We start from the raw sequence: 11,813 nt of genomic DNA on the forward strand, positions 1-11,813 counted from the left end.
CTCAGAAGCCGCTTGGCGCCTGGCGATGCCAGTCGCTGACCTGCTGGTACTGGTGGGCGACGTTGAGTAGCCGGCCTTCCTGGAAATAGTTGCCGAGCAGCTGCACGCCCACCGGCAGGCCGTCGACGAAGCCGGCCGGCATCGACAGGCCGGGGATGCCGGCGAGGTTGGCGGCGATGGTGTAGAGGTCTTCGAGATAGGCGGAGACCGGATCGTTGCTCTTCTCGCCGAGTTTCCAGGCCAGGTTCGGCGTGGTCGGGCCGAGAATGACGTCGACCTCGGCGAAGGCCGCGACGAAGTCGTTCTTGATCAGCCGGCGGATGCGCTGGGCCTTGAGGTAGTAGGCGTCGTAGTAGCCGGCCGACAGGGCATAGGTGCCGACCATGATGCGGCGCTTCACTTCCGCACCGAAGCCTTCGCCACGGGATCTCTTGTAGAGATCTTCCAGGTTGACCGGATTCTCGCAGCGATAGCCGAAGCGCACGCCGTCGAAGCGCGACAGGTTGGAGCTGGCCTCGGCCGGGGCGATGACGTAATAGGCCGGAATCGCGTGCTGCAGGGTGGGCAGCGAGATGTCCTTGACGGTGGCGCCGAGCTTCTTCAGCTCCTCGACCACGGCCAGTACCTTGTCACCGATGCGGGCGTCTAGGCCGGCACCGAAGTATTCCCGCGGCAGGCCGATGCGCAGGCCGCTCAGCGGCTGCTGCAGGGCAGCCTGGTAGTCGTCCACCGGCTGGTCGACGCTGGTGGAGTCCTTGGGGTCGAAACCGGCCATGGCCTGCAGCAGCAGGGCGCAGTCTTCGGCGGTGCGCGCCAGGGGACCGCCCTGGTCAAGGCTGGAAGCGTAGGCGATCATGCCCCAGCGCGAGACGCGGCCGTAGGTGGGCTTGATGCCGGTGAGGTTGGTCAGGGCCGCCGGCTGGCGGATCGAGCCGCCGGTGTCGGTGCCGGTGGCGGCCGGCAGCAGGCGCGCGGCCACGGCCGCGGCGGAACCACCGGAGGAACCGCCCGGGACCCGGGTCAGGTCCCAGGGATTCTTCACCGGGCCGTAGTGGCTGGACTCGTTGGCCGAACCCATGGCGAATTCGTCCATGTTCAGCTTGCCCAGGGAGACGGTACCGGCCGCGGCCAGGCGCTCCACCACGGTGGCGTCATAGGGCGCCTTGAAGCCGGTGAGGATCTTCGAACCGCAGCTGGTGAGCACCCCCTGGGTGCAGAACAGATCCTTGTGGGCGAGGGGCGCACCGAGCAGGGCGCCATTCTCGCCAGCGGCGCGTCGGGCGTCGGCGGCCCGCGCCTGGGCCAGGGCCGCGTCGGCGGTCACGGTGATGAAGCTGTTGAGCTGCGGGTCGAGCTGCTCGATACGCTGCAGCAGGCCGCGGGTCAGTTCCTCGGCGGAAAAATCCTTCGCGGCCAGGGCGGCGGCGATTTCGGTCAGGGTCAGCTGATGCATGTCGTGTCTCACTCGATCACCTTGGGGACCAGGTACAGGCCGGCTTCCACGGCCGGGGCGATGGCCTGGTAGGCCTCGCGCCGGTCGCCTTCGGTGGCCTGGTCGGGGCGCAGACGCTGGGTGGCTTCCAGCGGGTGGGCGAGGGGATCGATACCCGTGGTGTCCACGGCCTGCATCTGGTCGACGAGGCCGAGGATGTCGTTGAGGGTGGCGGTGGTAGCGGCGAGATCCGCTTCATCGAGACCCAGGCGGGCCAGGTGAGCGATCTTTTCGACGTCGGTGCGTTCGAGCGCCATCGGCTTCTCCAAGCAGGAAGGCGGCGTGACCCGGTCGGTGGCCGCGTATGCTGGAGACGGGCTGGGCGGGTCGGGCGCCGCGTTGAACAGGGGCTTAACGGCCCGGAAAAGCTCTCAATCTAGCATATCGGCGCCTTGCCCTAAATCCCTGCGATTGATAGAGTCTGCCGCACTTTTTTACCCGCACGTTTGTCCTGTCGCGTGCCTGCTTGTCACCGCCTAGGGTCACCTCATGTTCAAGAAATTGCGTGGCATGTTCTCCAGCGATCTGTCGATCGACCTGGGAACCGCCAACACCCTTATTTATGTCCGCGAGCGTGGCATCGTGCTCAACGAGCCGTCGGTCGTCGCCATCCGTACCCACGGCAACCAGAAGAGCGTCGTCGCCGTCGGTACCGACGCCAAGCGCATGCTCGGCCGGACGCCGGGCAACATCTCCGCCATTCGCCCGATGAAGGACGGCGTCATCGCCGACTTCAGCGTCTGCGAAAAGATGTTGCAATACTTCATCAACAAGGTGCACGAGAACAGCTTCCTGCAGCCCAGTCCGCGGGTGCTGATCTGCGTGCCCTGCAAGTCGACCCAGGTCGAGCGTCGCGCCATTCGCGAATCCGCGCTGGGCGCGGGTGCCCGTGAGGTGTTCCTGATCGAGGAGCCGATGGCCGCGGCCATCGGCGCCGGTCTGCCGGTCGAGGAAGCCCATGGCTCCATGGTCGTCGACATCGGTGGCGGCACCACCGAGATCGCCCTGATCTCGCTGAATGGCGTGGTCTATGCCGAATCCGTCCGCGTCGGCGGCGATCGCTTCGACGAAGCCATCGTCACCTATGTGCGCCGCAACTACGGCAGCCTGATCGGCGAATCCACCGCCGAGCGCATCAAGCAGGAAATCGGCACCGCCTACCCGGGCGGCGAGGTCCGCGAGATCGACGTCCGTGGCCGCAACCTGGCCGAAGGCGTACCGCGCAGCTTCACCCTCAATTCCAACGAGGTGCTCGAAGCCATGCAGGAATCCCTGGCGACCATCGTCCAGGCGGTCAAGAGTTGCCTGGAGCAGTCGCCGCCGGAGCTGGCTTCCGACATCGCCGAGCGCGGCCTGGTGCTGACCGGTGGTGGCGCCCTGCTGCGCGATCTGGACAAGCTGCTGTCGCTGGAAACCGGGCTGCCGGTGATCGTCGCCGAAGACCCGCTGACCTGCGTGGCCCGTGGCGGCGGCAAGGCGCTGGACATGATGGATCGCCACGCCATGGACCTGCTGTCCACCGAATAAGGCAGTTCCAGGCTACAGGCCCCGCTCCGGCTGCCCCTGGCGGCCGGAGCGCCGGGCGCGTTCTGCGAGGAACTCACCATCAAGCCGATTTTCAGCAAAAGCCCGGCGCTGGGCATTCGTCTGCTGATCCTGGCCGCCCTTTCGGTGGGTGTCATGGTCACCGACGCGCGCTTCGACTACCTGAAACCGGTACGCAGCGAACTGGCGCTGGTCCTCTCGCCCCTCTATGAGGTGGCGGGCTTTCCCCTGCGCGCCTGGGAAGGCGTCAGCGATCAGTTTTCCAGCCGCACCGAGCTGATGGCGGAAAACGAGCGACTCAAGGCCGAGCAGCTGCTGCTGCAGCGCCGTCTGCAGAAACTCGCCGCCCTCACCGAACAGAACGTGCGCCTGCGCGAACTGCTCAATTCCGCCGCCCTGGTGGACGACAAGGTGCTGGTCGGCGAGCTGATCGGCGTCGACCCCAATCCCTATACCCATCGCATCATCATCGACAAGGGCGCGAAGGACGGCGTCTTCGTCGGCCAGCCGGTGCTCGACGCCAGCGGCCTGATGGGGCAGGTGGTGGAGGTGATGCCCTATTCGGCGCGGGTGCTGCTGCTCACCGACGTGACCCACAGCATTCCGGTGCAGGTCAATCGCAACGGCCTGCGCGCCATCGCCGTGGGCACCGGCAATCCCGAGCGCCTGGAATTGCGCTATGTGGCCGACACCGCCGACATCAAGGAAGGCGACCTGCTGGTGAGCTCCGGCCTGGGGCAGCGCTTCCCGGCCGGCTACCCGGTGGCCACCGTGTCCAAGGTGATCCACGACTCGGGGCAACCCTTCGCCGTGGTGCGCGCCATTCCCACCGCCAAGCTCAATCGCAGTCGCTACATGCTGCTGGTGTTCAGCGACACCCGCACGCCTGAACAGCGCGCCAATGACGCCGCCGAGGCCCAGGAAGCCGCCGATCGCCACGCGGCCCAGCGCCCGGCGGCCCCGGCGAATCCGCCGCCGGCCGGCGCCTCGGCCGCTCAACCGGCGGCCGCCAACGCCACCCCGGCGCCTGCGGCCAGCAGCGGCAGTCGCAGCGCGACCCCGACCAAGCCACCGGCGGGGCAGGGCGGCAGTTCGGCTCATCCCGCCACGCCGACCAAGCCGCCCGCCAACGGCAGTGCGGCGCATCCGGCGACGCCGGCCAGGCCGGCGGCCCAGGGCGCGACTGCCACGCCCGCTCAGCCGGCGCCAGGCGCTAGCCAGTCGCAGCGCCGGCTCCAGCAACCCGCGCCGGAATTGCCCGACGAGGGTGATCGTTGATGGCGCTGCGCATCGGCCACAACGGGTGGGTGATCTGGCTCACCCTGTTGGTCGGGTTGCTGCTGTCCGTGGTGCCCATGCCCGAGTTCATGGAGATCGGCCGGCCGCTGTGGCTGGCCATGCTGCTGACCTTCTGGACCCTGACCCTGCCGCACCGCGTCGGCCTGCTCACCGCCTGGGTGATGGGCATCGCCGAAGACGTGCTCTACGGCAGTCTGCTCGGCCAGACCGCCCTGGTGCTGAGCCTGGTGGTCTTTCTCGTGCGTTCCCTGGCCCAGCGGCTGCGGGCCTTTCCGATCTGGCAGCAGAGCTTCGTGCTGCTGGTGGTCTATGGCATCGCCCAGCTGCTGGCGCTGTGGCTCAACGCCCTGGCCGGCAGCCGGCCGCCGACCCTGGTGTTTCTCACGCCCTCGCTGGTCAGCGCGCTGCTCTGGCCGTGGATCTATCTGCTGCTCCGCGGGCTGCGCCTCAGATTCGGCGTCAACTAAGCTGGTTTCACCTGCGACAGGCTGGCATTCTCCCGTCATCCCCTGTCGTCTGGTTGTTGTCGATGCCCCAGCTCTACCTTGCCTCCGCTTCGCCCCGCCGCGCCGAACTGCTCGAACAGATCGGCGTGGGCTTCCAGAAGGTCGCCGCAACCGTGGACGAAACCCCGCATCCGGGGGAAGCCGCAGACGCCTATGTCGAGCGCCTGGCGCGGGCCAAGGCGGCGATGGGCTGGCAGGTGCTGGCCGGTGCCTCCAGTGGCTGCGTGCTGGGCGCCGACACCTGCGTGGTGCTCGATGACCGGCTGCTCGGCAAGCCCCGGGATCGCGCCGACGCCCTGGCCATGCTCGCGGCGCTCAGTGGACGCCGGCATCGGGTGGTGACCGGCGTCGCCGTTGCCGATGGCGAGCGCTGCCTGAGTCGCGTGGTGTCCGCCGAGGTGGAATTCCGCCCCCTGGCGCCCGGCGAGGCCGAGCGCTACTGGGACACCGGCGAGCCGGCCGACAAGGCCGGCAGCTACGCCATCCAGGGCGCCGGCGCGGTCTTCGTGCGCAGCCTGCACGGCAGCTACAGCGCCGTCGTAGGGCTGCCGCTGTGCGAGACCGCGGAACTGCTGAGCGCTTTCGCCATCCCTTGTTGGCGGTCTGTCGGACGGCCGACCGCCTAGTCCTGAGGCGCCCGGCGCCTCGGCCTCCCTTCCGCCCTTCCACGTCGTCCAAGAGTCCTCCATGAGCGAAGAGATCCTCATCAACATCACTCCCATGGAGTCCCGTGTCGCCGTCGTGGAAAACGGTGTGCTGCAGGAGGTGCACGTCGAGCGCACCCTCAGGCGCGGCATCGTCGGCAACATCTATCGCGGGCGGGTGGTGCGGGTGCTGCCGGGCATGCAGGCGGCCTTCGTCGACATCGGCCTGGCCCGCGCGGCCTTCATCCATGCCGCCGAGATCTCTCAGCGCGAAGGCGCGGCGGTGGAAAGCATCAACGCCCTGGTGCGCGAAGGCCAGACGCTGGTGGTCCAGGTCACCAAGGACCCCATAGGCACCAAGGGCGCTCGCCTAACCACCCATCTGTCGATCCCCTCGCGCTACCTGGTCTATATGCCGCGCACCTCCCACGTCGGCATCTCGCTGAAGATCGAGGACGAAGCCGAGCGCGAGCGGCTCAAGGCGATCATGGCGCGCTGCGTGGAGAGCGAGGGCATCGAGCACGAGGGCGGCTTCATCTTGCGCACCGCTGCCGAGGCGGCGCGCGAAGAAGACATCCTCGCCGACATCCGCTACCTGCGACGGCTCTGGCAGCAGATCTCCGGCAATCTCCAGGGACCCACGCCGGTGCCCATCTACGAAGACCTGACCCTGGCCCTGCGCGCCCTGCGCGATCTGGTCGGGCCACGCACGGAAAAGATCCGCGTCGACAGCCGCGAGAATTTCCAGCGCATCGGCCAGTTCGTCGAAGAGCTGATGCCCGAGGTGGCGGCGCGGCTGGAGCACTATCCGGGGGAGCGGCCGATCTTCGACCTCTATGGCGTGGAAGACGAGATCCAGAAGGCCCTGGAGCGCAAGGTGCTGCTCAAGTCCGGGGGCTATCTGGTGATCGATCCCACCGAGGCGATGACCACCATCGACGTCAACACCGGCGCCTTCGTCGGCCATCGCAATCTGGAAGAGACCATCTTCAAGACCAATCTGGAGGCGGCCACCGCCATTGCCCGCCAGCTGCGGCTGCGCAATCTCGGCGGCATCATCATCATCGACTTCATCGACATGGAAGACGAAGAGCACCAGCGCCAGGTGATCCGCACCCTGGAAAAGCAGCTCGAACGCGACCATGCCAAGACCAACATCATCGGCATCACCGAACTGGGCCTGCTGCAGATGACCCGCAAGCGCACCCGGGAGAGCCTGTCCCAGGTGCTCTGCGAGCCCTGCGCCAACTGCCAGGGCCGCGGTATCCTGCGCACCGCGGAAACCATCTGCTACGAGATCTTCCGCGAGATCCTGCGCGAGGCACGGGCCTACCAGGCCAATTCCTATCTGGTGCTGGCCAACCAGAAAGTGGTGGATCGACTGCTGGACGAGGAGTCGGGCAATGTCGCCGACCTCGAAGCCTTCATCGGCCGCACCGTCAAATTCCAGGTGGAGACCATGTATTCCCAGGAGCAGTACGATGTCGTGCTGCTCTAGGTCCGCGTCTTGATGGCCTTGCTCAAACGCGGCGCGCTGGGTCTGGCGCTGCTGGCGCTCGTTCTGGTGACGCTCTACCTGGGCCTGGGTCGGCTGCTCATGCCCTGGGTCGGCGAATACCGCAACGAGGTCGAGGCGCGCGCCGCGGCGGCGCTCGGCGAACCGGTGCGCCTGGGCCGGCTCGAAGGGCGCTGGGCCCGCTGGAATCCGGTGCTGATCCTGCGCGACCTGTCCTTGGGTCGCGGCGAAGGCACGGTGCAGCTGGATCATCTCCAGGTGGTGCCGGATGTCTTCGGCAGCCTCTGGCACCGCCAGCTGCGACTCAAGTCCGTGCAGGTCGATGGCGTCCATCTGGTGTTGCAGGAAGACCCTCAGGGACACTGGCAACTGCGCGGCCTGCCGCCCCGGGCACCGGAGGCCAAGCCCTTCGATCCGGGTCCGCTGCTCGATGGCCTGGCGCGTCTGGGCCATGCCAGTCTGCTGGACAGCCAGCTCAGCCTGATTCCCCAGCAGGGTTCGCCGGTGACCCTGAGGTACGCCGAGGCCAGTCTGTCCCGGCAGCTCGGTGGCGCCTTGGAACTGGCGACCCGTTTCCGGCTGCCCGATGGCGGCACGGTCGCGGCGCACTTCACCGCCACGCCGCGCCCCGAAGACTGGCGTGCCAGCACCCTCGAAGGCTATCTCAGCCTGCCCGCCAGCGACTGGTCCCGCTGGGTGCCGGCGGCCCTGACCCGGCAGTGGCAACTGCGGCGTGCCCAGGCGGAAGGGGAGCTGTGGTTCGCCTGGGGCGAAGGGCGGCTGCAGCGTTCCCACCTGCGGCTGAAGGCGGATGACCTGACGCTCGCCTATGCCGATCATCCTCAGGTGCGCCTGCAGGCCCTGACCCTGGACGCCGACCAGCAGGCCGGCGACGCCAGCCAGTACCAGGGGTCCCTGGCGCTCAAGGCCCAGCTCGATGGCAAGCCGCTGGAGGCCCGCTATGGCCTGGGCTATGACAGCGCCGCCCAGCACCTGCAGGTGCGCGGCGACCAGCTGGATCTCAGGCAGGCTGCCCGGCTGGCGCGGGATCTGGCGCCCCTGCCGGCGCCGGTCGCCCAGGCGCTCCAGGCACTGGCGCCCCATGGCCAGCTGCGCAACCTCAACGCCGACTTCTATCCGCAGAAGCCGTTGCGCGAGCGCCTTTCCTATGCGGCCAACCTGGAGCGGGTGGGCTTTGCCGCCTACCACGGCGCGCCGGCCGCCGAGGGCGTTACCGGCAGCCTGAGCGGCAGCCTGGGCGGCGGCGAGCTGCGCCTGGACACTACCGATTTCATGCTGCACCTGAGCGATCTCTTTCCCGAACCCTGGCGCTATCGCACCGCCAGGGCACGGCTGACCTGGAGTCTCGACGACCAGCGCTTCACCCTGGGCAGTGCCCTGATGCAGGTCACCGGGCCGGAAGGCGCCGCCAGTGGCGACATGCATATCCAGCTTGGCCTGCATCCGGAGGTGGACAGCTACATGGACCTGCGCGTCGGCCTCAAGGATGGCGACGCCAGCTACACCCGCAAGTACCTGCCGACCAAGCTGCCGGCCACGGATTTCAGTCCGGAGCTGGCCCAGTGGCTGGCCACTGCCATCGTCGGTGGTCGCATCGACGAGGGGATCTACCAGTACCAGGGCTCGCTGCGCCACGGCTCGCCGGCGCATTCGCGCACCATGAGCCTGTTCTTCCGGGTGCACGACGCCCAACTGGCCTATCAGCCCGGCTGGCCTGCCCTGCGCGAGGCCCGCGGCGATGTCTTCATCGAAAGCGACGGGGTCAAGGTGCAGGTTCCCGAAGGACGCATCCTCGACACCCGGGTCCGGGACGTCGAGGCGCGCATCCCGCTGCTGCACGATGGCAGCGCGCCGCACCTGCGGCTCAGCGCGCGACTCGACAGCAGCGTGCGCGATGGCTTGAAGATCCTCCAGGACACGCCGTTGCCGACCGCCAAGGTGTTCGCCGGCTGGAAGGGCGAGGGTGCGCTCGCCAACAGCAGCCTGAATCTGGACATTCCCCTGGCCAAGGGGCAGCCACCGGTGGTGGTGGTCGAGCTGACACCGGACAAGGCGCGTCTGGAATTGGCCGATCCCCAGCTGACCCTCACCGACCTGCGCGGCAGTTTTCGCTACGACACCCGCAGCGGCCTCAGCGCCCCCGACATCCAGGCGCGGGTCTTCGACCAGCCCATCCGCGGCCAGGCGCTGGCCGAAGGCAAGCCCGACGATCCCCGCACCCGGCTGGTGGTGGATGGCCGCGTCGACGTCGACCAGCTGGCACGCTGGCTGGGCAGCGAAGGCCGACCCATCCCGGCGCGTGGCCTGCTCGGTTATCGCCTCGGCCTGATCCTGGCCGAGCACAGCGAGCTGGCGGTCACCTCGGATCTGCGCGGAGTGACCGTCGACCTGCCGGCCCCCTTCGGCAAGAAGGCCGACGAGCCACGCGAAGGCTTCTTCAGCCTGGCGCTCAACGACGGCGAGCGGCGGGTGGAGGCGACCTACAAGGGCCTCGCGGATGCCGTGCTGATGCTCGACCCCAAGGCCATCGCCAAGGGCCGCGGCGAGATCGTGGTGGGCGGCGGCACCGCCAATCTGCCCACGGCCGCCGGCTACGACCTGCGCGGCCAACTGGCGGAATTCGACCTGGCGGCCTGGCAGGACGTCTATCAGCGCTATGGCAAGGCCAGTGGCGGTGGCAGTGCTGGCGCAGGGCAGGGCGGTGGCAACACCCTGGACATCTCCAGCCTCGGGCGGGGCGATCTCGGCTTCGGGCGCTTCCTGGCGTTCGGTCAGCAGATCGACAACCTGCGCCTCACCTATGAACCCCAGGGCAATGCCTGGCAACTCGGCCTGGCCAGTCAGACCATCGCCGGCCAGGTACGCATTCCGCGCCAGACCGGCCAGCCGATCGACATCAACCTGCAGCACCTGCGCATTCCCCAGACGCCGGCGGATCCCTCGGTGGAAAGCGCTGCGCCACGTCCCGATCCCCTGGCCGACGTCGATCCGCGCGCCCTGCCGGCGCTGAATCTGGCCATCGATCGTCTGGAGCTGGGCGGCCGGCTGGTCGGCGCCCAGCGCCTGCAGCTCAGGCCCTCGCCGTCAGGCGCCAATTTCAACGCCCTGGATCTCGACCTGCGCGGCCTCAAGGTGCAGGGCGCCCTGCGCTGGGAAGGGGCGCCGGGGGCGACCCACAGCTACTACCAGGGGCGTCTCGCGGGCGGCAACATCGCCGATATCCTGCTGGGCTGGAATTTCGCCTCCAGCGTCACCAGTCGCGATTTCCGCCTGGATGCCCGGGTCGACTGGCCCGGCTCGCCGGCCTATGTCGCCCTGGCCCGCCTCAATGGCAGCCTCGATGCCCGCTTCAACGACGGCCAGCTGCGCCAGGTGGAGGGCACGGCCTCGGCGCTGCGCATCTTCGGCCTGCTCAACTTCGAATCCATCCGCCGCCGCCTGCGACTGGATTTCTCCGATCTGTTCGGCAAGGGCCTGAGCTACGACAGCATCACCGGCGTGCTCGACGCCCAGCAGGGATCCTTCCGTACCCGCAAGCCCATCAGCCTCAGCGGGCCGGGTGCCGAGATGAGTCTGCAGGGCCTGCTGGACATGGCCAGCAACCGCGTCGACGCCAATCTCAAGGTCGGCTTGCCGGTCAGCAACTCCCTGCCGCTGGCCGCGCTGATCGCCGGGGCCCCGGCCATCGGTGGCGCGCTGTTCATCGTCGATCGGCTGATCGGTGATCGCATCACCCGCATGGCCAGCATCAACTATCACATCGAAGGCCCCTGGCAGAATCCGACCATGACCACGGGCAAGCGCGATTGAGCATTGCCCTGCGGCCGCCCCGCTGCTTAGGATGGACGCTCCCTTCTGGAGTGCCTGCATGTCCATAGCCATCCTGCAGATGGTCAGCGGCCCCGCGGTGACGGCCAATCTGCGCGCCGCCGAGCGCCTGCTCGAACGCGCTGCCGGGGCGGGCGCGCGCCTGGCGGTGCTGCCGGAAAACTTCGTCGCCATCGGCCATCCGGCGCCCGCCGAGCTGGCGCGGGCCGAGGCGCTCGGTCAGGGCGAGATCCTGCCCTGGCTGTCCAGCCGGGCGCGCGAGCTGGGGCTCTGGGTGCTCGCCGGGACCCTGCCGCTGCTGCCTGACGGCGCCACCGAGGGCAAGCCCTGCGCCTGTTCGCTGCTGTATGACGACCAGGGCCGCCGCGTCGCCCGCTACGACAAGCTGCACCTCTTCGATGCCGACGTCAGCGACAGCCAGGGCAGCTATCGCGAATCCGACCACTATGCCGCCGGCGAGACCCTCACGGTGGTGGACACCCCGGTCGGCCGCCTGGGCCTGAGCGTCTGCTACGACCTGCGCTTTCCCGAACTCTACGGCGCCCTGCGCGCTGCCGGGGCGGAGCTGATCAGCGCGCCCTCGGCCTTTACCGTGCCCACCGGCCAGGCCCACTGGGAGCTGCTGCTGCGCGCCCGGGCGGTGGAGACCCAGAGTTATCTGCTGGGCGCCGCCCAGGGCGGGGCCCATGCCAATGGCCGCAGCACCTGGGGACACGCCATGGCGGTGGATCCCTGGGGCGAGGTGCTCGCCGTCCAGGCCAGCGGCGAGGCGGTGCTGCTCATCGAGCGCGATGCCGAGCGCCAGGCGGCGTTGCGTCAGCGGATGCCGGTGACCCGGCACCGCCGCTTCCTGCCGGCGCGCCTGGCCGAACGGCAATGACCGCCATTGGTCTTTTGCATCAGGGCACCGAGACTTCCGCGAGTAGGCTAGAGGCCAGGTCGCGACCCTTTCATCGTTCCGA

At 68.5% G+C, this 11,813-nt stretch carries 9 protein-coding genes; 7 read left to right on the forward strand and 2 right to left on the reverse strand.

What is annotated here, in order from left to right:
* Position 1: 1 nt before the first annotated feature.
* On the reverse strand, positions 2–1,453 hold the full coding sequence (gatA, locus tag PSEK12I1_RS0118730; protein WP_027602559.1) for an Asp-tRNA(Asn)/Glu-tRNA(Gln) amidotransferase subunit GatA: 1,452 nt from the start codon (positions 1,451–1,453) through the stop codon (positions 2–4).
* Positions 1,454–1,461: 8 nt separating this feature from the next.
* A complete protein-coding gene (gene gatC, locus PSEK12I1_RS0118735; RefSeq protein ID WP_027597101.1) occupies positions 1,462–1,749 on the reverse strand; it encodes an Asp-tRNA(Asn)/Glu-tRNA(Gln) amidotransferase subunit GatC in 288 nt (95 codons plus the stop codon).
* Between the two features lie 232 nt (positions 1,750–1,981).
* On the opposite strand from gatC, the gene mreB reads away from it, so the two are divergent.
* The 7 genes from mreB (at position 1,982) to PSEK12I1_RS0118770 (ending at position 11,731) form a co-directional block, all read left to right on the forward strand.
* Positions 1,982–3,019, forward strand: coding sequence for a rod shape-determining protein MreB (gene mreB, locus PSEK12I1_RS0118740; protein WP_007159533.1), 1,038 nt, complete (start codon positions 1,982–1,984; stop codon positions 3,017–3,019).
* 87 nt (positions 3,020–3,106) lie between these two features.
* Positions 3,107–4,315, forward strand: a complete 1,209-nt coding sequence (gene mreC / locus PSEK12I1_RS23975; protein ID WP_155951352.1) for a rod shape-determining protein MreC — start codon at positions 3,107–3,109, stop codon at positions 4,313–4,315.
* On the forward strand, positions 4,315–4,803 hold the full coding sequence (gene mreD, locus PSEK12I1_RS0118750; RefSeq protein WP_007159531.1) for a rod shape-determining protein MreD: 489 nt from the start codon (positions 4,315–4,317) through the stop codon (positions 4,801–4,803). Before mreC ends, mreD begins: the two co-directional genes overlap by 1 nt.
* A 62-nt stretch (positions 4,804–4,865) precedes the next feature.
* On the forward strand, positions 4,866–5,468 hold the full coding sequence (locus tag PSEK12I1_RS0118755; protein WP_027602560.1) for a nucleoside triphosphate pyrophosphatase: 603 nt from the start codon (positions 4,866–4,868) through the stop codon (positions 5,466–5,468).
* A gap of 61 nt (positions 5,469–5,529) precedes the next feature.
* Positions 5,530–6,984 carry a ribonuclease G gene (gene rng / locus PSEK12I1_RS0118760; protein ID WP_007159529.1) on the forward strand — a complete coding sequence of 485 codons (1,455 nt, stop codon included), beginning with the start codon at positions 5,530–5,532 and terminating at the stop codon, positions 6,982–6,984.
* Positions 6,985–6,996: 12 nt separating this feature from the next.
* Positions 6,997–10,833 carry a YhdP family protein gene (locus PSEK12I1_RS0118765; RefSeq protein WP_027602561.1) on the forward strand — a complete coding sequence of 1,279 codons (3,837 nt, stop codon included), beginning with the start codon at positions 6,997–6,999 and terminating at the stop codon, positions 10,831–10,833.
* A gap of 58 nt (positions 10,834–10,891) precedes the next feature.
* A complete protein-coding gene (locus PSEK12I1_RS0118770; RefSeq protein ID WP_027602562.1) occupies positions 10,892–11,731 on the forward strand; it encodes a carbon-nitrogen hydrolase family protein in 840 nt (279 codons plus the stop codon).
* The last annotated feature ends 82 nt before the right edge of the window (positions 11,732–11,813 follow it).

It is taken from the genome of Pseudomonas sp. MOIL14HWK12:I1 (genome assembly GCF_000510705.1).
Taxonomy (GTDB): Bacteria; Pseudomonadota; Gammaproteobacteria; order Pseudomonadales; family Pseudomonadaceae; genus Chryseomonas; species Chryseomonas oryzihabitans.

Excerpts from the sequence above, each read along its gene's own strand:
- gatA (WP_027602559.1), bottom strand. The coding sequence starts at position 1,453 with ATGCATCAGCTGACCCTGACCGAAATCGCCGCCGCCCTGGCCGCGAAG.
- gatC (WP_027597101.1), bottom strand. The coding sequence starts at position 1,749 with ATGGCGCTCGAACGCACCGACGTCGAAAAGATCGCTCACCTGGCCCGC.
- mreB (WP_007159533.1), top strand. The coding sequence starts at position 1,982 with ATGTTCAAGAAATTGCGTGGCATGTTCTCCAGCGATCTGTCGATCGAC.
- mreD (WP_007159531.1), top strand. The coding sequence starts at position 4,315 with ATGGCGCTGCGCATCGGCCACAACGGGTGGGTGATCTGGCTCACCCTG.
- PSEK12I1_RS0118755 (WP_027602560.1), top strand. The coding sequence starts at position 4,866 with ATGCCCCAGCTCTACCTTGCCTCCGCTTCGCCCCGCCGCGCCGAACTG.
- rng (WP_007159529.1), top strand. The coding sequence starts at position 5,530 with ATGAGCGAAGAGATCCTCATCAACATCACTCCCATGGAGTCCCGTGTC.
- PSEK12I1_RS0118765 (WP_027602561.1), top strand. The coding sequence starts at position 6,997 with ATGGCCTTGCTCAAACGCGGCGCGCTGGGTCTGGCGCTGCTGGCGCTC.
- PSEK12I1_RS0118770 (WP_027602562.1), top strand. The coding sequence starts at position 10,892 with ATGTCCATAGCCATCCTGCAGATGGTCAGCGGCCCCGCGGTGACGGCC.